This is a genomic window from Tenacibaculum sp. MAR_2009_124 (assembly GCF_900105455.1).
In the GTDB taxonomy this organism is placed as follows: domain Bacteria; phylum Bacteroidota; class Bacteroidia; order Flavobacteriales; family Flavobacteriaceae; genus Polaribacter.
The window spans coordinates 219024-240504 of record NZ_FNSF01000007.1; the positions used below are offsets into that span (position 1 = coordinate 219024).

The 21481-nt window shown below is 31.6% G+C and carries 21 protein-coding genes; 9 read left to right on the forward strand and 12 right to left on the reverse strand.

Features of this window, described 5'->3' with window-relative positions:
* The first annotated feature begins 120 nt into the window (after positions 1-120).
* Positions 121-744: a leucyl/phenylalanyl-tRNA--protein transferase gene (gene aat, locus BLW23_RS17875; protein WP_093672417.1), complete on the forward strand. Its 624-nt coding sequence runs from the start codon at positions 121-123 to the stop codon at positions 742-744.
* Positions 745-930: 186 nt separating this feature from the next.
* Here aat and BLW23_RS17880 read toward each other — a convergent pair whose 3' ends face one another.
* The 3 genes from BLW23_RS17880 to BLW23_RS17890 all read right to left on the reverse strand — a co-directional run bounded on the left by BLW23_RS17880 (position 931) and on the right by BLW23_RS17890 (position 5346).
* The gene (locus BLW23_RS17880) at positions 931-2271 is read right to left on the reverse strand and encodes a DEAD/DEAH box helicase (RefSeq protein WP_093672419.1); all 1341 of its coding nucleotides are present in this window, start codon (positions 2269-2271) and stop codon (positions 931-933) included.
* A gap of 139 nt (positions 2272-2410) precedes the next feature.
* The gene (locus tag BLW23_RS17885; RefSeq protein ID WP_093672421.1) at positions 2411-3298 is read right to left on the reverse strand and encodes a DUF3667 domain-containing protein; all 888 of its coding nucleotides are present in this window, start codon (positions 3296-3298) and stop codon (positions 2411-2413) included.
* A gap of 125 nt (positions 3299-3423) precedes the next feature.
* Positions 3424-5346: a CocE/NonD family hydrolase gene (locus BLW23_RS17890; RefSeq protein WP_093672423.1), complete on the reverse strand. Its 1923-nt coding sequence runs from the start codon at positions 5344-5346 to the stop codon at positions 3424-3426.
* Positions 5347-5600: 254 nt separating this feature from the next.
* Between BLW23_RS17890 and BLW23_RS17895 the strand changes: the two genes are divergently transcribed.
* From BLW23_RS17895 to BLW23_RS17930, 8 genes are all read left to right on the forward strand, one after another.
* On the forward strand, positions 5601-6335 hold the full coding sequence (locus BLW23_RS17895) for a DJ-1/PfpI family protein (RefSeq protein ID WP_093672425.1): 735 nt from the start codon (positions 5601-5603) through the stop codon (positions 6333-6335).
* Positions 6336-6582: 247 nt separating this feature from the next.
* Entirely contained in the window at positions 6583-8559 is a 1977-nt protein-coding gene (locus BLW23_RS17900) for a protein-disulfide reductase DsbD family protein (protein ID WP_093673181.1), read from the forward strand.
* A 140-nt stretch (positions 8560-8699) separates the two neighbouring features.
* A complete protein-coding gene (locus BLW23_RS17905) occupies positions 8700-10655 on the forward strand; it encodes a YgiQ family radical SAM protein (protein ID WP_093672427.1) in 1956 nt (651 codons plus the stop codon).
* 123 nt (positions 10656-10778) lie between these two features.
* Positions 10779-11414: a hypothetical protein gene (locus tag BLW23_RS17910; protein WP_143032222.1), complete on the forward strand. Its 636-nt coding sequence runs from the start codon at positions 10779-10781 to the stop codon at positions 11412-11414.
* Positions 11415-11491: 77 nt separating this feature from the next.
* Positions 11492-12133, forward strand: coding sequence for a porin family protein (locus tag BLW23_RS17915; protein ID WP_093672431.1), 642 nt, complete (start codon positions 11492-11494; stop codon positions 12131-12133).
* 596 nt (positions 12134-12729) lie between these two features.
* A complete protein-coding gene (locus BLW23_RS17920) occupies positions 12730-12939 on the forward strand; it encodes a hypothetical protein (RefSeq protein ID WP_093672433.1) in 210 nt (69 codons plus the stop codon).
* Between the two features lie 368 nt (positions 12940-13307).
* Complete coding sequence (locus BLW23_RS17925) at positions 13308-13517, forward strand: hypothetical protein (RefSeq protein WP_093672433.1); 210 nt, start codon at positions 13308-13310, stop codon at positions 13515-13517.
* A 209-nt stretch (positions 13518-13726) separates the two neighbouring features.
* On the forward strand, positions 13727-14293 hold the full coding sequence (locus BLW23_RS17930) for a hypothetical protein (protein WP_093672437.1): 567 nt from the start codon (positions 13727-13729) through the stop codon (positions 14291-14293).
* A gap of 146 nt (positions 14294-14439) precedes the next feature.
* On the opposite strand, the gene BLW23_RS17935 is transcribed toward BLW23_RS17930, so the two are convergent.
* From BLW23_RS17935 to BLW23_RS17975, 9 genes are all read right to left on the reverse strand, one after another.
* On the reverse strand, positions 14440-15918 hold the full coding sequence (locus BLW23_RS17935; protein ID WP_093672439.1) for a nicotinate phosphoribosyltransferase: 1479 nt from the start codon (positions 15916-15918) through the stop codon (positions 14440-14442).
* A 66-nt stretch (positions 15919-15984) separates the two neighbouring features.
* Positions 15985-17025 (reverse strand): hypothetical protein, encoded by a 1041-nt coding sequence (locus BLW23_RS17940; RefSeq protein ID WP_093672441.1) that lies wholly within the window; start codon positions 17023-17025, stop codon positions 15985-15987.
* A 37-nt stretch (positions 17026-17062) separates the two neighbouring features.
* Positions 17063-17614 carry an NADAR family protein gene (locus BLW23_RS17945; RefSeq protein WP_093672443.1) on the reverse strand — a complete coding sequence of 184 codons (552 nt, stop codon included), beginning with the start codon at positions 17612-17614 and terminating at the stop codon, positions 17063-17065.
* Positions 17615-17759: 145 nt separating this feature from the next.
* Positions 17760-18200: a nucleoside 2-deoxyribosyltransferase domain-containing protein gene (locus BLW23_RS17950; protein ID WP_093672445.1), complete on the reverse strand. Its 441-nt coding sequence runs from the start codon at positions 18198-18200 to the stop codon at positions 17760-17762.
* 12 nt (positions 18201-18212) lie between these two features.
* Positions 18213-18878 (reverse strand): metallophosphoesterase, encoded by a 666-nt coding sequence (locus BLW23_RS17955; protein WP_317039334.1) that lies wholly within the window; start codon positions 18876-18878, stop codon positions 18213-18215.
* A gap of 308 nt (positions 18879-19186) precedes the next feature.
* A complete protein-coding gene (locus BLW23_RS17960) occupies positions 19187-19891 on the reverse strand; it encodes a hypothetical protein (protein ID WP_093673183.1) in 705 nt (234 codons plus the stop codon).
* A gap of 4 nt (positions 19892-19895) precedes the next feature.
* Positions 19896-20447, reverse strand: a complete 552-nt coding sequence (locus tag BLW23_RS17965; protein WP_093672447.1) for an RNA 2'-phosphotransferase — start codon at positions 20445-20447, stop codon at positions 19896-19898.
* Positions 20448-20461: 14 nt separating this feature from the next.
* Positions 20462-20935, reverse strand: coding sequence for a macro domain-containing protein (locus tag BLW23_RS17970; protein WP_093672449.1), 474 nt, complete (start codon positions 20933-20935; stop codon positions 20462-20464).
* Complete coding sequence (locus BLW23_RS17975) at positions 20922-21440, reverse strand: O-acetyl-ADP-ribose deacetylase (protein WP_093672451.1); 519 nt, start codon at positions 21438-21440, stop codon at positions 20922-20924. Before BLW23_RS17975 ends, BLW23_RS17970 begins: the two co-directional genes overlap by 14 nt.
* Positions 21441-21481 lie beyond the last annotated feature (41 nt).

A 21481-nucleotide genomic window follows, 5' to 3' on the forward strand; every position in this document is an offset into this window, starting at 1 on the left:
AATTACAAAACGCAATGATTGGAGATTTTGACTTTTTCATCTTTTGATAGAAAGATATAAACTCAACTATCATTGAAAAGTGGTATTTTTAACGCTTGAATGTAGGTAACAAGGTGTATAATGATTTGGTTAGGTAAAGAGATTTCGTTTCCTCCGAATAGTATAGCTTCTGAAGAAGGTATTATTGCGTTGGGAGGAGATTTGTCGGTCGAAAGACTAAAGTATGCATATGAAAGAGGAATTTTTCCATGGTTTAATGAAGGAGAACCTATTGTTTGGTATAATCCGCATGAAAGGATGGTGCTTTTTCCTGAAGAGGTTAGAATCTCGAAATCAATGAAGCAAATTCAAAGGAAAAACGATTTTATAATTACTGAAAACAAGGCTTTTGCTGAAGTTATTTTCAATTGTAAGTATATTAATAGATCTGATCAATTTGGAACGTGGATAACTGATGACATGCAAGAGGCTTATTTGGAATTACATAGAGCTGGATTAGCAAAGTCTATAGAAGTTTGGCGTAATCATAAAATGGTTGGAGGCTTGTATGGAGTAGATACAGGAAATGGTGTGTTTTGTGGAGAGAGTATGTTTAGTAAGGAAAGCAACATGAGTAAAATAGCTTTTATACATTTAGCAAAAAACTGTAATTACAAAATGATCGACTGTCAGGTTTATAATGATCATTTGGCAAGTTTAGGAGCTAGGGAAATATCTCGTGATGACTTTTTGAAATTACTTTAGTAATTCTTTACATAGAACGAATAAAAATATACAATTTGGCTTGCTCAAAAATCTTCATTTTCGTTACCATCATTTCAAACATCAACTGATACAAATACAATCGTAATAGTATCGATACATATAGAAAAATTCAAGATATAGCCGAAACTATTCTTGAATTTTAGTATGATTTTGTATTCTTTTTTTTTAATTAGAAAAACCTCTATTTCTTGAATTGCTATTTTTATTATTAGGCTTTTTCGAACTTTTAGAACCTCTATTATCTCTATCTCTATCTCTATCTCTATTTCTATTTCCGTTTCTATTGCGAGATCGTGGTTTTTTTTGAGTACTAGAACGTTCTTTTTTCTCTCTTTGAACAGGTGTAGATGTTTCTTCAATTTCCTGAGTATCCTGCATAAAAGGATGGTCTCCAAGATTAGGAACTTTCTGTTTTATTAATTTTTCTATATCTTTTAAATAAGGTCTTTCTTCACCCATACAAAAAGAAATAGCAGTTCCACTGGCATTCGCTCTACCCGTTCTTCCAATACGATGAACATAGGTTTCGGGGACATTAGGTAAATCGTGATTTATTACTAGTGATAATTCATCGACATCAATACCTCTTGCAGCAATATCTGTAGCCACTAAAACTTTAAGTTTTCCTTCTTTAAATGCACTAAGTGCTTTTTGACGAGCGGCTTGTGATTTATTACCATGAATAGCGGCAGCTTTAATATCAGCTTTTTCTAGTTTCTTGACAATTTTATTGGCACCATGCTTCGTTCTCGAAAAAACAAGAACTGATTTGTCTTTTGCTTCATTTAAAAGGTGCACGAGTAATTTAGGTTTATTTTGTTTACTAACAAAGTAAATACCCTGTGTTACTTTTTCAGCTGTGGCTTGTTGTGGCTTTATGGTTACTCTTTCGAAATCACCTAACATCTTTTTAGAAAGCTCAACTATTGATTTAGGCATCGTAGCTGAGAAAAAAAGAGATTGTCTTTTTGCAGGTAATTTTGCGATTATTTTTTTGATATCATGAATAAACCCCATATCAAGCATTTGATCGGCTTCATCCAATACAACATGCTTCAAATCTTTAAAAGAAATATGTCCTAGATCCATTAAATCAAGTAATCGACCAGGAGTAGCGATAAGAATATCTACTCCATATTGCAAGGTTTTAATTTGTTGCACAGGTTTTACTCCACCAAAAATCATAGCGGTTTTTAAGTTCGTATACTTAATGTATGCATTAAAGTTATCACCTATCTGTATAGCGAGTTCTCTTGTTGGTGCAATAATCAAAGCTTTTACTTTACGTTTACCTTTGATTTTTATCGTGTCCTTTATTAAATTATTTAATATAGGAATCCCGAAGGCTGCTGTTTTCCCAGTACCTGTTTGAGCGACTCCTAATAGGTCTTTACCTTCAAGTAAAATTGGAATAGATTGTTGTTGTATTGGTGTTGGTTGTTTGTATCCCTGTTCTTCAAGAGCTTTTAGCAATGGTGCTTCTAGCCCTAATTCTTTAAATGTCATATATTAGTATAAGGGGCAAAAATAAGCTTATATTTTTCAGCAGAGGGAGTTGTTCTGAGAAATGTTAATATATTATCAGAATCTATGATGGTTTTTGTATATGAAAATTATAAATAGTAGTTCAAAAACTATAAGAATATTATAATTGTAAAAATTTTATATAGTTGTTCAATGTATCTGGATAGAAATTTTTTAAGACAATGGCAACTAGAATTAAAATTACTGCAACGATTATAAGGGTAATAATGAAAACAATAAACAACATTACAAAAAATCTAATAAGCTTTAAAAGTGTTTGCTTAAAATTAAGATTGTACAGACGTTTAAAGGTATATAAATAGTAAAAAACCGATAGTACAGTACTATAAAAGAATAAAGATGGATGAATAAAAACGGTCATTAAAAAAAGAATACAAGAAAAGAACATGGTTGTTCCTGCTAAATAAGAATTTATAATAATGTGTTCCCCGTAGTTATGAGGTTTTTTAAATGTCCATTTGCTTATGAGTGCATAAACAGGAATAGAAAGAAAAGTTATGATGTTGAAAAACTTTAAGAAGTAACTAATGTATGATTCAGTAAATTTTAAACGAGCTTTTGCTTTGTTTTTTTGTTTCTTTTGTTTTGATAACTCTTCAGGACTTACATTTTTTATATTCGATAAATCTTTAGTGGCTATCTTTTGTAATTGTTCAATTTCAGTTTTATTAAAAACAAACTGAGTTTTTGAAAAACTACTGTAAAAGATATTAAATATAATAATTGATGCAGCAGCACCTACTGCGAGATAAGCAAAAGGGTTTACATATTTTTTTCGGACCCCGTTTAAATACTCATTTAAGACTTTTTGAGGACGAATAAGGAGTTCTTTTAGGGTTTTAAAAAACAAACTATCTAAGCCTAGCATAGCAAAAAGTTCGACCATTAAAAAGTGAAAGGTGATTCGCGATTTTATGATTTTTGCTCCGCAATTATCACAAAATAGAGCATCGTCTTCAAGCCCGTTGTTGCAGTTCTTACAAGTCATTTTAGTTGTTAGTTTGTTTTCTCACGGCAAAAGTATACAAAAAAAAGTAATGCCTCTTGTCGTTTTTTGAATCAAAAAAACCTCAGCAATATTGCTGAGGTTTTAACATAACAAAAGTTTGTTTTTTACTTTAATATGGTAAATTCAATACTTGAATCCGTGAAAACAGAATGAGTCTGATTTTTAAAATCATCTTCATTCGCTTTATATATATTTTCCACATAGGTTTGCGGATTTAAATCAATTAAAGGAAACCAAGTACTTTGAACCTGAATATGTATTTTATGTCCTTTCTTAAACGTATGGAAAACATCTTGAAGTTCTATATTAACATCGGTTTTCTTATTAGGAATAAAAGGTTCTGGCTTTGCAAAACTATTTCTAAACCTACCACGTAATACTTCACTTCTTACCATTAAGTGATAGTTACTTAATTTCAAATGCCCTTGCATTTCTTCATTGTCGTTTTTTAAGTCATGAGGGTGTACATCAATAACTTTTACAATCCAATCGGCAGCGTTACCAGTCGTAGCAACCTTTAACTTTGCTAAAATGTCACCAGCCAAAGTAATATCATTGTCTAAAATTTCTGTTTCAAAAACTAAAGCATCAGGTCTTCTAGCGGCAAAACGTTGATCATCTGTCATGTATTTACGAGGGGTAAATACTGTTTTAATATCTTCTGAATAGGGTACAGGATGTTTAATATCACTAACAAAACTAATTTTATTGTTCGATAGTTTTGAAGAACTCAACTTTTCATCCTCAGAAAGGAAAAAAGTTTGTTTACTTGCATTCTTAGGAGGCCAAACATCATAAGATTGCCATTCTTTTTTTCCTGTATCAAAAACATAAGCTTCAGGTAACCCCGAATTATTAGATCCATCTTCTTTTAAGAAATGATTAAAAAACTTCGTTTCAATTTCTTTTTGAAAATTCAAAGAAATAGAATCTCCAAAGTAATAGTTACCAACCGTGTTTTTTACTTTATTTCTAGACCATCCTCCATGATCCCAAGGACCAAATACCATGGTGTTGTAATTGTTAGGTTGGTGTTTTTCAATTCCTTTGTAAGTCTCTAAAGGACCATACAAATCTTCGGCATCAAACCAGCCTCCAACAATCATTGTAGCCACTGATGAAGGTACTTTATTTAAGTGCTGTATAATTCCTTTGCTTTGCCAAACAGAATCATAATTAGGATGTTCAACAATCTCTTTCCAGAAGAAGTCGTCAATACGGTTTTTTGAGTTTGTAACCTTAGTATCTAACTTGTCATACTGAAAATATTCATTTAAGTTTTTAAGAGGTCCTTTATCCAAGAAAAACTGATATTGATCTTGAGTGTTCATTTCAGGGAAAGAATACCAAGCAGAATCAGTGGGTTGATCTTTATAAGTTCCAAATAAGGAAACAGCTCTGAAATAACTTAATAAAAAAGCTCCATTATGATGAAAATCATCAAAAAAGAAATCTCCAATACAGGCTTGAGGAGAAGCTGCTTTTAAAGCAGGGTGTGCATCAATGGTCGATACTGTTGCATAATGTCCTGGGTAAGAAATTCCCCATGTACCAACATTTCCATTATTATTAGATACATTTTTTACCAACCAATCGATAGTATCATAGGTATCTGTAGTTTCATCTGTTTCTTTTTCTTGCTTGTTTGGAATATAGGCACGCATATTATCATAAACACCTTCACTCATCCATCTACCGCGAACATCTTCGTAAACAATAATATTGCCTTCTTTCATAAGAATAGGATTAGGGCCTATTTTGTTTTTGAATGTACCATCTCCATAAGGTTGGCAGCTATATGGAGTTCTCTGAAGTAAAATGGGATATGTTTTAGAAGTGTCTTTTGGAGAATAAATTGTTGCGTGAAGTTTTACCCCATCTCGCATTGTTATTTTTACTTCCTTTTTATTGTAATGGTTTTGAACATAGTTTTGTTCTTGCTTTTTGTTAGCTGAAGATTGGTTTTTCTTCGCACAACTAGCCGACAGTAGGAGTGTAAGCAGAACGAAATATAATTGTTTTTTCATCTGTTTGTAAATTATTTTTTCGTGGTCGGATGTAACCATGTATGTTTTTAATTAAAGTGTTCAGTAGGTTGATTAACTATTATTCTTAACATAACGGCTTCATTCTGTAGTTTGTTTGTTAATATTAATTGAAAGTTCTCGAAATTAAATAAATGATTTTGTATGAATCTTAATAAAATGTTAAAGCCGAGAACAATAATTTAATATATACTGTTTAAAAAGTAGTATTTTTAGAAAATAATTAAAATCAAAAGATGAAACGTTTTTACTTGCTGCTATTTATTGTTGTTATATCGTGTGGGGAAACTAAAACGGAATCAAAGAAAAATACGGCAATAAAACAAAAAGTATTTCCAGAGCTTAAACCGAATAGATACAATGTTGCTTTTTTGATTATGGATGGTACTTATAATACCGAACTAACGGCTCCTTATGATATTTTTCAACATACGATATTCAGAAAAGGAATCAAAGCAATGAATGTTTTTACAGTTGCTGATCGAGATAAGTATATTCGTACGTTTGAGGGAATGAGGATTTTACCTGATTACAACTACTTAAAAGATAGTTTACCAAGAATAGATATTTTAGTAGTTCCTAGCGCTGAGCATCATTTGGATTCGGATCTTGAAAATAAATCATTGATTGATTTTGTTAAAAAAACGGGTAAAGAAGCGCAGTTTGTAACTTCTCATTGTGATGGGGCTTTTGTTTTGGCAAAAGCAGGGTTATTAAATGAAAAGGTAAGCACAACCTTTCCATCTGATATTGATAAAATGAAAGAAATGTTTCCAGAATTGGATATTCGAAAAGAAGTGTTATTTGTTCATGATGGTAAGTATATAACTTCGGCAGGAGGAGCAAAGTCATTTGAAGCTGCTTTGTATTTGTGTGAATATTTATATGGTGAAGAAATAGCCAAGAGTTTGGCTGGTGGTTTAGTGATTGATTGGAAACTTAGGGAAGTACCGCATTTAATTGTTAAATAAAAGTGAGTATCTCAATAAATAAATAGTAATATGTAACAATTGTTACAGTGCAAAATTCTGTTTTTTAACAGATTTGAAAGATAAATTAGTACCATATTTAATAATATTGCATGTTATTAGGACAATCAGCATTCGAAATCATGCGAATAAACAATGTTTAATATATGAAATGAGTCAAAAGGCGCCTTATGATTTTAAGAACTTTTGACGAATGACATCTTATAAAGAACAAAAGCAAAATAAACAAATGAAACCAATTGTAAATTTTTCCCTTAAAAGTGTATTACAATATGTAGTTGTTTTTTTACTATGTATAACTTCCAATCAAGTTTTTTCTCAAATTTATGAACCAGTAAAATGGTCAACTTCTGTAGAAAAAATTTCAGAGACGGAGTATAACCTAATTGCTACAGCGATTATAGAATCTGAATGGCATATATATTCTCAAAATGTTGAACCAGGCGGTCCAATTCCTACAACCTTTTATTTTACCGAAAATGAAACCTTTAGTTTGGTAGGGAAGGTAATTGAAGAAGAAGGACATACCAAACAAGATGAAACCTTTAATATGAAGGTGAAATCATTTGATAAAAGAGCAAAGTTTGAACAACAAGTAAAAGTTAAAGAAGGAACAAAGAAGGTTGAAGGATCTGTTGAGTTTATGGTATGTAAAGATACCCGTTGCTTACCTCCAACTGAAGTCGATTTAGTTTTTGATTTAACAAAAGCAAAAAAGGTAAAAAAAAAAGTAGAAAATAAATCGGAAGACGAAAAATCTAAAAAGGGTTTATTAGCCATTTTCTTTATAGCTTTCCTATCTGGGTTTGCAGCATTGTTAACACCTTGTGTGTTTCCAATGATTCCTATGACAGTTAGCTTTTTTACCAAGCAAAGCAAAAATAAATCTCAAGGAATACGTAATGCAATTATTTATGGAATTTCAATTGTTGTAATCTATGTGGTTTTAGGATCAATTGTAACTGGAGCATTTGGAGCTGATTCATTAAATGCGTTGTCTACAAATGTATGGTTTAACCTAATATTTTTCTTTTTATTAGTTGTTTTTGCTGTTTCTTTTCTTGGAGCTTTTGAACTCACCTTACCGAGTTCTTGGGGAACTAAAATAGATGCTCAAGCAGATAGAGGAGGACTTGTTGGAATATTTTTTATGGCATTAGCCTTGGCAATTGTTTCTTTTTCATGTACTGGTCCTATTGTTGGAACTTTATTAGTTGAATCAGCTTCAAAAGGAGGTATCGCACCTATTATCGGTATGTTAGGTTTTTCAATGGCAATTGCATTACCTTTTACATTGTTTGCTATTTTCCCTGGATGGATGAATTCTTTACCAAAATCGGGAGGTTGGTTAAATACAGTGAAGGTTGTTTTAGGATTCTTAGAATTGGCCTTAGCATTTAAGTTTTTATCAAATGCCGATTTAGTATTACAGCTACATTTCTTAGAAAGAGAGGTGTTTTTAGCAATATGGATTGCTATTTTTGGAACCCTAGCCTTATATTTATTTGGTAAAATTAGATTGCCACACGACTCACCACTAACTCATATTTCGGTAGGGAGGTTGAGTTTAGGTTTAATTTCTTTGTCGTTTACTATTTATATGTTACCCGGTTTATGGGGAGCACCTTTAAATTTAATAAGTGCTTTTCCACCTGCGCAGCATTATAGCGAGTCTCCATACGGAGTAGGCTATCAAAAAGCAAGTACAGTTGTGGCTTTAGAAGGAAATGATTCTCATGCTGGTTTACCAGATGGAGCCCATTTAATGCCTCCTCATAATATTTTAGCATTTAATGATTATGATAAAGGGCTGGCTTATGCAAAGGAAGTTAATAAACCTGTTTTAATTGACTTTACGGGCCATGCTTGCGTTAATTGTAGAAAAATGGAGCAGAATGTATGGGCGAAAGATAAGGTGTTATCGGTATTGAAGAATGAGGTGGTTTTAATTTCTCTTTACGTAGATGATAAACGAGCCTTGGAAGAAAACGAAGTGGTAGAGTCTAAATTACGTCCAGGTAAAAAATTACGATATATTGGACAAAAATGGAGCGAGCTACAAACGATAAAATATAAAACAAACTCACAACCATACTACGTGTTGATGGATACCAATGAAGAAAACTTAATTGATCCTGTAGCCTATACACCTGATGTGGATGAATATTATAATTGGTTACAAGAAGGAGTTACATCTTTTAAATAATACCAATTATTATTTAAAACCAATACTATATAATTTTGAATCCCTCTTTATTATCAAGAGGGATTTTTTTATTGAGTTTATTTTTTAATTAAAAAGTATAAACACGAAATTAAAGCAAAAGACCGTACCTTTGCGCTGGCATGAGAATTAGACGACTTTCAGATTGGTTACCTACAACAAATAAAGAGGTAAAGTTAAGAGGATGGGATGAATTGGATGTAATTCTATTCAGTGGTGATGCATATGTAGATCACCCAGCATTTGGACCCGCGGTTATTGGACGTATTTTAGAGAGCTACGGACTTCGAGTAGCAATTGTTCCGCAACCAAGTGTTAATGATAATTTACAAGACTTTACTAAGTTAGGTACACCGAAGTTGTTTTTTGCGGTAACCGCTGGCTGTATGGATTCAATGGTAAGTAATTATACAGCAAGTAAACGAAGGAGAGATAAAGATGCTTATACTCCTAATGGAGATAAAGGCTTTAGGCCTGATTATGCTACTTCAGTCTATACCAAAATATTAAAAGAGAAGTTCCCTGATGTTCCGGTATTAATTGGTGGAATTGAGGCTTCTTTGCGTAGGGTTACTCATTATGACTATTGGTCAAATAAGTTAATGCCTTCAATATTAGAAAGCTCTGGAGCAGATATGTTGGTATATGGAATGGGAGAACAGCCTTTGAGAGAATTAGTTGAATTACTTCAGAAAGGAGTGCCTTTTTCAAGTTTGAATACTATAAAGCAAACGGCGGTTCTATTAGAAGACGGAGAGAGAGTTCCTAAAAATAAGAATTGGGATGATGTTGAAATTACTTCTCATGAAATATGTTTAAGAGATAAGAAGGCTTATGCTTCTAATTTCAAAATAATTGAGCAGGAATCTAACAAGTTATATGCAAGAAGAATATTTCAAGCTGTTGGAGATAAAATGTTGATGATTAACCCGCCATTTCCTACAATGACAGAGAAGGAAATTGATGGTTCATTTGACTTGCCTTATACTAGAATGCCTCACCCTAAATACAATAAGCGTGGAGCCATCCCAGCTTATGAAATGATTAAATTTTCGGTAAACGTTCATAGAGGTTGTTTTGGAGGGTGTAGTTTCTGTACCATTTCGGCACATCAAGGAAAGTTCATAGCCAGTAGGAGCAAGGAGTCTGTTTTAAAAGAAGTGGATGAATTGACTCAAATGGAAGATTTTAAAGGATATCTTTCTGATATTGGTGGACCATCGGCCAATATGTATCAAATGAAGGGGAAAGTACAAGCTATTTGTGACAAATGTGTTGCTCCTTCCTGTATTTCACCCGTTATTTGTAGTAATTTAGATACTTCGCATAAACCATTAACCGAATTGTATCAAGCGGTTGATGAACATCCTAAAATAAAGAAATCGTTTATTGGAAGTGGAATTCGTCATGATATGTTGGTTCCTGAGTTTAATAAAAATGCAGACCCAAAGGAATTAGATGCTTATACAGAGGAAGTAATGACAAAACATGTTTCTGGACGATTAAAAGTGGCTCCAGAACATACATCTGATCCTGTATTAAAATTAATGAGAAAACCATCATTTTCATACTTTCATAAGTTTAAAGATAGGTTTGATAAAATCAATAAAAAGAGAAAATTAAATCTTCAATTAATACCGTATTTTATATCAAGTCACCCTGCTTGTGAGCCCGAGGATATGGCAAATTTAGCTGCTGAGACAAAAGATATGGGATTCCAGTTGGAGCAAGTGCAAGATTTTACGCCTACTCCTATGACGGTAGCCACTGTTATTTATTATAGCGGATATCATCCATATACTTTAAAAGAAGTTAAGACTCCAAAAACAAAGGAAGAAAAGTTAGATCAGCATAAGTTTTTCTTTTGGTATAAAAAGGAAAATAGAAAGTGGATTAAAGATAAACTAACAAAAGTTGGTCGTACTGATTTGTTAAAAAAATTACTTCCTGAAGATGCTTCATGGAGAAAGAACAAACCAGGGAAAGCAAAGAATACTTTTGATGATGCCGTAACTTTTAAAGAGAAATCAAAATCACCTAGAAACAAATCAAGAAAATTTAAGAAGAAAAGAAGGTAGAATTAAAAAGACTAACTTTTTAGCAGAGTGAAAAAGTTTAAAAGAGTTCACTATGTAATGTTTCAATATCTGTATTCATTTTGTTATTTTAGAGGAACGAAAAAATTGATGAACTTTTATTTTATGAAAACATTATTTCCTCTTTTAGTATGTGTTTTGTATCCTTTTATAACTTATTCTCAGGAAGATGGTAAAGGAACAATTGATGCCCAAAGACCTACCTTAACAGAGTCATTTTCTATTGTACTACCCAATATGCTTCAATTTGAAAGTGGACTCGATTATTTCAATGATAGCTCTGATGTTACTTTTAATACCTTTTTGAGAGGATCGGTAACGAAGAGAATTGAATTAAGAGCTTCTACTGATTATAAAACATTGAATACTGTTGGCGCAAAGTTTGTGGTAATGACTCCGGAAAAAACGGCTCTTGGTATTGGTACATCTTTTATTTATAATAGAGACTTGGTGAATAATTCTAATGATTTCAAACTGGCAATGTCTAAAAGTTTTGAAAAGTTCTTCGTAACATACAATATTGGATATACCGAAAACTTTTATAACATATTTTTAATTGGGACTTCGATAGGGAATCAGTTTAATTATTTTATTGAGTATTATAATGATAACTTCTTAAATCGAATTCATACAGGAGTGACATGGATTCCTCATAGAGATATTCAACTAGATATTAATGGAGGTTGGATGGATTCTGATACTTGGTATACAGGTTTAGGTGTTTCGTTTCGACTGCGATAAGATTTCATTAAATATCATGAATAGCAAGCATAACTTTATTACAAACTTCTGTTATTAAATAGAAAAGATATTAACTCATGAACAAACTACTTTCTACATTATTCGTTTTATTTTTTAGTTTAAATATAATCTCTCAAAATTCAGGAAGTACTGAAATTGGAGGAAATTTAGGAGTAAGCTTTACAAAGCAAATTGCTAGCGGCGGTGGAGGTGGAATTGGAACGAATTCAAATACTCGAGTCCGATTTAATTTGGCAGCAATAGCTGAATTTTACATTTCTGATGCTTTTAGTGTTAAAACGAAATTAGTTTATGACCAAAAAGGCTGGAACAATGGAAGAATTACCGATACTAACAATAATGTTCGTAATACAGGGATAGAGCTTGATTATATTACGCTACCGATTCAAGCTAATTGGTATTTTGAAGGAACTAGAAATTGGTTTATAGGGTTGGGGTTTTATGGAGGTTATTTACTCCAAGGTAAAGGAGATAATGCGATAACGGTTACTGAGATAACAGATAGTTTTCACAAAGGAGATTTTGGTTATTCAGTGTCTTTTGGGCGAAAATGGTGGTTAAACGATAGTTTGCGTTTGTTGGTTGAATTAGATGGTCAGGGTGGATTTAACTCTGTTGTAAAAAACGATCTGGGTGCTATTATCAATAACAATCGTTTGGCTGTGAATATTGGACTTTTGTATCATTTACAAAAATAAATCACACCCAAAATAGGTTTAGAACTTATAGGTATTGTAACAATACCAATTAAACACAAAAGTAACACATATAAATTGTTTGTTTTAATTTCTCATTTAAAACAAAACGTGAGAGTGTTTTTTACCTAAAGTAATTTCAAATGGTATTAATACAATTCATCTTATCTATATCTCATTCCGAAGTTCAATGAGTATAAGGCTATGTGGTTATAATACATCTATTTTATAATTTTAATATATATAAACTAACAGATCATTTATCGAAATGGTTTATTTTATAGTATGTCGAAGTTGGAGTGTATGATAATAGAGAAGTTGTCATTGTTTTCTAAAGTGCTGCTGTATATCTAGTATAACCGTTATACGTTTATCGGAGGTCTTTATTGAAAGTTTGAAAGGCCTTATAAATAAAGGGTTTTAGGCGTAGTTTACCTTGTTTTCTATATTTTTTTTGACGCCTGTTACATACAGGTGTAATATCGTGTAATATATTTTTCGAATATATCACGTCATCTTTGTACCACAATCTGGAAGTAACAATTCTTAAAGAATTTTTCAGAAACAAAGAATAAGAGTTTAATAAAAAAGAGATAAAAATGGAAAATAAAGTGGATCAACTAGCGGTAGAATTAGTATGTTTTGGAATTGGTTTTTTAACTGTTGCATTTATTACACTAACTTTTCTTTATGCGGGTTCAATAGGACTTATGTTAGCTCCGCTTTCTGGCTTTGTTTCGGCCTTTATGGGATATTATTTATACAAAGACGTTGTAGAATTTTTAAAAATTAAGGGAATGATAAAATAAAATTTAAGTTTAAGAAAAAATTATTTCTTAGGGGGAACTAAGAAATATACTAAGGGGAATTAAACGGTCGGAATCATAGGTAACTTTGATTATGACCGTTTTTCATTTGTAGTTATATCATATTCGTTTTTTAGAAGTTTACAAGAGGACTTCATTAAAAGATTGAAAAACCTTATAAATAAAGGATTCTGAGCCTAGTTTACGTTGTTTTATACATTTTTTTTTGCAACTAGTTATAGACAGGTGTAATATCGTGTAATATATTTTATGAATATATCACGTCATCTTTGCATCACAATCTGGAAGTAATAATTCTTAAAGAATTTTTCAGAAACAAAGAACAAGAGTCTAATAAAAAGGAGATAAAAATGGAAAATAAAGTGGATCAACTAGCGGTAGAATTAGTATGTTTTGGAATTGGTTTTTTAACTGTTGCATTTATTACACTTACTTTTCTTTATGCGGGTTCAATAGGACTTATGTTAGCTCCGCTTTCCGGTTTTGTTTCGGCTTTTATGGGATACTATTTATATAAAGACGTTGTAGAATTTTTAAAAATTAAGGGGATGATAAAATAAAATTTAAGTTTAATAAAAAATTATTTCTTAGGGGGAACTAAGAAATATACTAAGGGGAATAAAACGGTCAAAATCATTAGATGATTTGACCGTTTTTGTTTTGTGTTATTTTTCTGTTTTTTAGGGTATCTCCTAATGTCTTGATATATTATGATATATTTTTTCTGAACCTTTTATTTGATATTCGTAGTATAATTTAAAAAAATACGATGAGTGATATTGTAAAAAATAAAGTAGAAACCAACGTGAATTTTGATATTGATCCAATTCAATTAATCAAAGATATATTTGGAAGTGATAAAGATAGAAATAATCTCGCGGTTGCGATCGAGAATGGAACAAATAAGGAATGGAAAGTTGAATGGAACAATGATGTAGGTCATGGTGATTTTCATGATTCTAAAGGAAATAGCAAATTGAAAGCTATAAATCCATATACTAGTAAAGCTGTAAAATCTGAAGATTTTGAATTAGGCTTTAAAGCAGTTGGAGCAGGTTGCAATGTTGCTATTAAAATTAAACTAAATGATAAATCTGATAGTTATTTTGGTATAATGGCTGCTACACCTGTAAATAAAACTAATTATGTAAAAGCTAAATATTATGAAAAGAATATGTCTTTTGAAAAGCTATGGGATGACTTAGATGATATGGATAAGCATTACGGTAGCGAAGGAGCTTTGAATGTTAAAAACAAAACTAAAACTGTAAATGCAGAAATAACAATCGAAGAGACGAGTCCAGCAGCTTGTATAATTAAATTGGAGATGGTTTAAAGATAGTTGAATAAAACTTAAACGACAATATCAAAATTGTCTGCAGATTAAGTCTTGTACATTAGTACATTACATAAAAATAATTTGGTCAAAATCACTATTTTTTTAGTTGATTTTGACCGTTTTTATTATTAAATACGATAGATTTAATTACTTTGAATAAATTCGCCAGAAAAACTCTTAACTCTCTTTCTAATCTCACTTAATTTCTCATCAACCAATAGTTTTCCGTCTCTAAACACTTCTTTTAATTCACCTTGCTGTTCTTCTTCCCAAGTCACTTGATCGTGTAATTGGTATTCGCCATTTTCTAAGGTGATTTTTAATAAACCTTTTGCAGATTTTTTTGTTCCGTCATCAGTAATAGGATCTTTAAAAATCTCTCTTCCTTCTCCATCAACTTCACCATAGGTAGCTTTCATGGCGAAACCAAACGTATCACGAGTATTGTATTGATAGGTAAAAGAACCAATTCCTAATACCACATTGGTAGAAGCGAATCCATTCTGCATTAGACGTTCACAGATTTGAGTTGCTCTTTCAATGGTAATACTGTCTCCATAAATAGCTCCAATATGAGGATCTAACTCCTTATACCCTTTACTATTGGTAATTCCACCAAAGGTTTCCCAAAGTAATTCAATAACTCCTTTTCGTTCATTCTCAGTTTTTCCATTAGGATTTCCACAAATAATGTTTACTGGATCACCACTGTCTGGTCTAATAACCACTTTACCATCTCTTGCTAAAACTTCTTCTTTTAAATTAGGGAGATATTCAGTCAATACTTTCCATAAATCCCAAGTGTCAGAAACAATAGAAACAATTCCTTTTGGATATACTTCAGTAATTAAACGTTTGAAAGTTTCTTCTTCGCCACTAGTTGTACCCATGCACATCACAGAATGTTCAGTGGCGGCAACAGATCCACCGATTAATTCTTTATCAGAATCAGCATTGTAATATTTTTCTAAGAAATCAATAACAGGAATGGTATCCGTTCCAGTAAAACTTAATAAATGTCCGGCGGCACTTAACTCAGCAGCCTCCAAACCAGCCATTCCACGCATAGAGAAATCGTGGCCTTGCCAATCTACAAATTCTGTCATAGAAGAAGTTTCGTGTGCATATTGATCCAAAATTTTTCTGTATTGCTTGGCAATGGTTGCAGAATTACAGGGTAACCAAACCGTGGTAGATAATATGGTTTCAAAATAATTTGTTAGCCAAAAGAATTCAGGTAAGGTATTGTACATGGTAAACATTGGCACTCTTATAGGAACTTCAACGCCTTCTGGAAGAGCTTTAATAGTCATAGGGATAAAACCTAAATCATGTAAGGCTTCAATATGTTTAATTCCTACTTGATTCTCTCCTAAATAATTATTAATACGTCTACTATATTGTTTACAAACTTCTTCTTTTGATTTATTGAAGAAATTATTCTGGAACTCTTCAATGATATATTTCTTGATAAAATATTGTAATCCGAAGAAAACAACTTTATCGATTCCTTTAATTCTACTTTTTCTGGGAGTCCAATTTGAATATACCAAGGTAGTTTGATTAGGATATTGTCTTCTGTGATCTACTTTGTAACCGTCTGTATATAATAATGGATTCATAGTTGAATGATTTTGTTTGCGTCAAAAATACGCAAATTAAATTATTTGTACAAGTTATTTTTGATTTTATTCTTTTCTATACTTTAAATCAACAATATGTTTGCCAGAAATAACTTTATTATTTCTGGTTCGTATGGTTATTTTGAAGTACCAAATAATTTCGAAATCATCATTTTTAATGGATATAGGTAATGTTTTTTCTGGAAAAGAAATGGTGTCCGTGACTGAAAGTCCTTGAGGAAGAATCCGATGAGGTTTACTGTTATAGAAAAAAGCTTTTGATGTAGCTCTGTTTTTTCCACTCTGGTAAGTAACTTTCTCTTGGCCTATTAATTGACAACGAATTTCTTTAATATTTATAGTCCGCTTTTTGAATTTTAAATTGACTTCATAGGAGTTGTCTATTAAGTTTTGTAGTTTAAAATTAATAGGACCTATAGAATTAGAAGGTCCAATTTTATAATGATAGATTGCAGCGACCAGAATAGCGTAAATAGATCCTATTAATAACAAAGAGTCAATACTTTTTGTGTTTACATAAAATAGAATACCAATAACGATAGCTGCGATTCCGCTAATAACTAGTATTGAATTTCCTTTTTTCATTCCTGGATGGATGTATCCAGAAGCATTTTTTAATTCATAATTCGTATTTCCTTTGGCTATTATAATATTGGTTTCATCATAAAAATCTGGTGTAAAAAGACCTTTAACATATCCTCCGAGTTTAAAGCTGGAGAGTTTTTCATTTCTTAATAATTTCTCACACTCTTTGGTAATATCAACTTTCGTCACAATAAGTGTCGATTGAGTTACATTTTTACCTTCAAAGGTGATATTATAAGCTGGTGGTAAAGAAAAATTAATTTTAATGATTTGTTTTCTTGAAAGCCGTTTATATTCATAATTCTTTTGAGAACTTAAATTGATACTGTCAGTATTATTTTTTCCATAGTGTTTTAGAGTGAGCGAAATCTTAATGTTTTCTAATTCAAGATCTATTGGACTATCATTTCTTACAGTAATTGTTCCTGTAATTTCTTCATTAGCATAGAATTCTTCTTTGTCGAATGTTGTATTTATATTTACAAAATCTTTATAGCTCATAGTTCTTTTTATTTATTTTGCGAGAAATCTTAGGTCTTTATTCTGTTTGAATCTGATCTCTCACCTCCATCAAAGCATAGCCTAAAAGATTGTGTCCTTTCCATAAACTCGGATTGGTTACATCTGGATGATCTGCCGCCATTCCAATTCCCCAAATAGGATCTAAAGGACTTGCTTCTACAATGATTCGATCTTTGGTATTCAGTAAAAATTTTTTTAGCTCCGAGTTCTGAGAGAACTTCGCGCGATTGGCTTGCATAACAACATTGAATTTATGTTGATCCCATAGGTCAGGAGTGAAATTCTTTACTTTTCTTCCTAGTTTTTTTACATCATTTGGATGAGTAACTTTCAATATTTCCTGTAATATTTCGTCGTCCTTAAATAATCTGGCTTTTCCAGCCATCATATAATGTTCAGCAGTTGGGTAGGTAACTCCATCAATTTCAAACGAAGCTTTCCACCATTGACTAAAACAGCTTTTACCAATACTTCCATCTTTGTTGGGTTGGTGTCCCCAAAAGAATAAGAATTTTAAAGTTTCGTTATTGTTAAAGCGTTCAATTATGTTGTCGTTATTATATCTCATACAGATAAATTTAAGGGAGTGTTTTGATTTTTAAGTCTTAATGTGGTAATAAAAAATCATTGGCCAAACGATATTTTATTTTACTTTATTCATTTCGTTTTGTGCTTGCGATTATCTTGTTTTAAAAAAAAATTCTAAGAGCGTTTCATGTTTCCTTTTTTAAATGTTGTATTCCTTTTTCTAATTCAGTGAACAAAGCAGCATTATACTTTTTAGCGATTGTTTTTATATATCGGTATTGATAAAAAATTTCTGGACAACAAATAATCAATTTATTGGATTTTGCATACAACCCAAGCTCAACCATAGAAATTGGTGATTTCGATTCAGGTAAAAGATTCATGAAAATGATATCTGAGAGTTCGAGTCCTTCTAATTCCCAATTGATATGTTTTTCCATTTGAGAGGTGTTCAATAAAACATAATTATCATTTGTTGGGTCGATAAAATCGAAATTAGTAGAATAACTATTTACAAGTGTGTTTCTCCAATTATCTATTTTATCAATACTCAGACTACCAGCTAAAAAAACAAGTTTTTTGCTATTAGACTTTTGTGGCAAATTTTTATCAGATTTGTACACCATAGTTGATCTGATTTATTTTTTTTTAATTAAGCGATAAGGATTTGAATTTCTTCCTATTTCGTTAGGGTATAAACTATCTACGCGATCGCTTTGCCAGAATTCCTTCGTATTAATATTTATAATGGTTAGAGGCCCTGTGAAAGCGGCTCCAGTATCAATATTCCATACATTGGCGGCATTCATCGGTTCCAATTTATTGTATCGAATGGTAGGCGTATGACCAATAAATATTTCCTTATAATGCTTTAATCTGTCTGGGTAAACATCAGCTTCTTTTTCAATTCTATCACCAGTAACCAAAGCTGTTTCCCATAGCGTTCTATCAAAGAAATAGTTCTTGGTATATTTTTCTTGTTCTACACCGTGCATAGAAGTAAAACCAGCATGCAAGAATAAACGATTTTCCTCATCGATATGGTAAGGTTTCATATATTCGAAAAATCGAAGATGCTTTTCTTTTTGTTCTATTGTAAAATTGCGATAACTGTTAACGGTTTCTTGACCACCATGAGCTAACCAAACCGGTTCACCTTCTTCAGTTCTTAACCAATCTTCACACCATAAGTCGTGATTCCCTTTAACAAAAATGCAATGATGCGTTTTTGATAACTCAATTAAAAAGTCAATAACCTGAGCGGATTCACTCCAGCCATCTACATAATCTCCTAAAAAGATCAATTTATCGTCTTTTGTTACGTGCGCTTTTTTTAGTACTTGTGGAATAGCCTTGAGTCCCCATGAATATCTCCGATAACAAATGTTTTCATTTTATATTTTTATAAACTTCCAATATAGAAGTTTCTTATTGATTTAATGTTAAATTATTGGTACTAAACATAGTCGAGTTAATGTTGTTTAATCTAAACTTGTCGTATGGATTGATTTCTCAATCGTTGTTACTCTTTGGAAATGACTGTATTTTTAATTTTCAGTCATTTCGACTGGAAGGAGAAATCTAAAGCTTGTTTTTATGATTACAAGCTTTATTACCCTCTTAAATATGAATACCAGTTACTGTTGTATTTTTTTTCAAAATTCTCTTTACTATCGAGATGAATACGAAAAGAACCTTTTTTGAAATATCTAAATTCATCATGTTCTTTTAAAATATTAAAATATTGATTATTCCATTTTTTATGAATGTTTGAATCTCTACATTCTTTAACTTTTTGATTTGTATCCAAGAAATAAATCACAGAAGATGATATAGGAACAATATCCCAAATACCTTCATTCTGCAAGGAAAGTTTTAAATCTTCAATTTTTTCTTTTGGAATGTTTTCGTTCGCTTCTATTTTTGCTATTGATTCAAAATCTGTAAAATGTACATATAGGTTAGTCATATTGTATCTAAAACCAAATATTTTATGTATCCAATTTGATCTCTTCGAAATATTTTCGATATCAACTAATTCAGTAAACTTATTTTTAATTTCTTTTTGTTTGTTTTTATTCCAGTTAAATGTTCGATTATTCATAAAACTTCCTTTGTCTTTTGAAAACTCGAGGCATATTTGAAGACGTGGACACGATATTTTATTATCTATATAGTCGAAAATAATATTTAAAGTTTTGACCTTATATTTATTATCAATCCATTTCGCAAGTAGTTTAAACTCTTCTTTTATTTTGGTATTCCCAAGTTTAATGGCTTTTGCGGTTTTATAACTTTTATCGGATGTAAAAATCATAATATCAATCTTTAAATTCAATAAACTCTGGTGGTACATGATCCGTTAACCAAACTCCATTTTCAGATAGATAGAATTTATATCCATTTTTAAACATATCACCAGAGCGAACAGAAAGTAGTATTGGTTTCCCTCTTCTGCTACCAACTTTAATAGCAGTTTCTTTGTCCAGACTTAAATGCACATGCTGCCTACTCATTTTTTGCAAACCAGTTTCTTTTATTGAAGCCATAAACTTGGCAACAGTGCCATGATTCAAAAATGGAGGAGGAGTGCTCGTTTCTGTTAACACTACCACATTCTTTAGAGAATGTCCTTGATTAGCTCTAATTTTGCTATGGTCTTCGTTAAAAGAAAATCGTTGTTTGTCGTTATCTCTAACAACTTGTTCTAAAATACTCTTTGAAAAAGTAATACCATTACTTTTCGACTTTGTGATGAGTTCCTCAACAGAGGCCCATCCGTTATTATCTAGATTTAACTTTATTTTTTCAGGCTGATGCCTTAAAATCAGACTTAAAAATTTACTGATTCGTTTTGTCTCTTTTTCATTCATTGTTTCTAATTTATTTATTCAAAATCATATACAGTGGTTGAAATAGAATTTTCAATTAACTCGTTTAGAATTAAAGGTTCTATGTTTTGCCACTTTCCACCTGCAAGCCCACATCCAATTCTTGGCATATGAACAGAAGCGTTCAATTCTGTTGCTTTTGTTTTTATTTTGATTAATCCTTTTTCTATAGCATTATACCTAATAGGAGCGTTTCCGTTTTCGTCTTTTCTAATTTTGTGCTGTCCAATGAGATTTGCAATCCATAAATCTTCCTCAACTTGAACAAATTGAACTTCTCCTAGTTCGAAATTGTTTTGATTAGCATACCAATCTCTATAGGCTTTTTCTGGCGCTTTCCATCTTTTGGAAATAGCCATAACAAAACCTTTTCCCCAACCTCCAATATCATTGCATATATGGACAATAATTTTATTTCCATTTTGTTTTGGTTGGGTTGCATCTCCCTTTACATAGTTAATTGTGCTCATTGTTTACTAGTTTTTTATAAATTTCATAGTTCTCGTCATCAAAACAAACAAAAACTACTTCATTAAGTATTGGGTTGTTTTTGATAGCCGAAATAGCTACTTCAGCTGCTACCTGCTTAGGAAACCGATAAATCCCTGTACTGATGCACGGAAAAGCAATAGATTGTATATCGTTTTCCTTAGCAAGTAACATACTGTTTTCATAACAGTTGGTTAATAATTCTTTTTCTTTTTCATTATTTTTCCCTTTTTGGTACACCGGACCAACTGTATGAATAACTTTTTTAGCTGGTAAATTACCTCCTGTTGTTATAACAGCTTCACCAATATTACATTTACCTTGCCTATTTCGTATTTGTCTACATGCTTCTAAAACGGCATTACCTCCAGCTTTATGAATAGCTCCGTCAACACCGCTTCCTCCTAGTAAACTGGTGTTAGCGGCATTTACGATAGCATCGACATGAACCGTTGTAATATCTCCTTTTAGAACTTTAATTTTCATCTGTTTATTTTTATTATTTTACATAAGGTAGATGTAATTCG

Excerpts from the sequence above, each read along its gene's own strand:
- BLW23_RS17925 (WP_093672433.1), top strand. The coding sequence starts at position 13,308 with ATGGAAAATAAAGTGGATCAACTAGCGGTAGAATTAGTATGTTTTGGA.
- BLW23_RS17960 (WP_093673183.1), bottom strand. The coding sequence starts at position 19,891 with ATGATTTTTACATCCGATAAAAGTTATAAAACCGCAAAAGCCATTAAA.
- BLW23_RS17885 (WP_093672421.1), bottom strand. The coding sequence starts at position 3,298 with ATGACTTGTAAGAACTGCAACAACGGGCTTGAAGACGATGCTCTATTT.
- BLW23_RS17920 (WP_093672433.1), top strand. The coding sequence starts at position 12,730 with ATGGAAAATAAAGTGGATCAACTAGCGGTAGAATTAGTATGTTTTGGA.
- BLW23_RS17895 (WP_093672425.1), top strand. The coding sequence starts at position 5,601 with ATGAAACGTTTTTACTTGCTGCTATTTATTGTTGTTATATCGTGTGGG.
- aat (WP_093672417.1), top strand. The coding sequence starts at position 121 with ATGATTTGGTTAGGTAAAGAGATTTCGTTTCCTCCGAATAGTATAGCT.
- BLW23_RS17905 (WP_093672427.1), top strand. The coding sequence starts at position 8,700 with ATGAGAATTAGACGACTTTCAGATTGGTTACCTACAACAAATAAAGAG.
- BLW23_RS17880 (WP_093672419.1), bottom strand. The coding sequence starts at position 2,271 with ATGACATTTAAAGAATTAGGGCTAGAAGCACCATTGCTAAAAGCTCTT.
- BLW23_RS17970 (WP_093672449.1), bottom strand. The coding sequence starts at position 20,935 with ATGAGCACAATTAACTATGTAAAGGGAGATGCAACCCAACCAAAACAA.
- BLW23_RS17940 (WP_093672441.1), bottom strand. The coding sequence starts at position 17,025 with ATGAGCTATAAAGATTTTGTAAATATAAATACAACATTCGACAAAGAA.
- BLW23_RS17945 (WP_093672443.1), bottom strand. The coding sequence starts at position 17,614 with ATGAGATATAATAACGACAACATAATTGAACGCTTTAACAATAACGAA.
- BLW23_RS17950 (WP_093672445.1), bottom strand. The coding sequence starts at position 18,200 with ATGGTGTACAAATCTGATAAAAATTTGCCACAAAAGTCTAATAGCAAA.
- BLW23_RS17915 (WP_093672431.1), top strand. The coding sequence starts at position 11,492 with ATGAACAAACTACTTTCTACATTATTCGTTTTATTTTTTAGTTTAAAT.
- BLW23_RS17975 (WP_093672451.1), bottom strand. The coding sequence starts at position 21,440 with ATGAAAATTAAAGTTCTAAAAGGAGATATTACAACGGTTCATGTCGAT.
- BLW23_RS17900 (WP_093673181.1), top strand. The coding sequence starts at position 6,583 with ATGAAACCAATTGTAAATTTTTCCCTTAAAAGTGTATTACAATATGTA.
- BLW23_RS17930 (WP_093672437.1), top strand. The coding sequence starts at position 13,727 with ATGAGTGATATTGTAAAAAATAAAGTAGAAACCAACGTGAATTTTGAT.
- BLW23_RS17890 (WP_093672423.1), bottom strand. The coding sequence starts at position 5,346 with ATGAAAAAACAATTATATTTCGTTCTGCTTACACTCCTACTGTCGGCT.
- BLW23_RS17935 (WP_093672439.1), bottom strand. The coding sequence starts at position 15,918 with ATGAATCCATTATTATATACAGACGGTTACAAAGTAGATCACAGAAGA.
- BLW23_RS17965 (WP_093672447.1), bottom strand. The coding sequence starts at position 20,447 with ATGAATGAAAAAGAGACAAAACGAATCAGTAAATTTTTAAGTCTGATT.
- BLW23_RS17910 (WP_143032222.1), top strand. The coding sequence starts at position 10,779 with ATGAAAACATTATTTCCTCTTTTAGTATGTGTTTTGTATCCTTTTATA.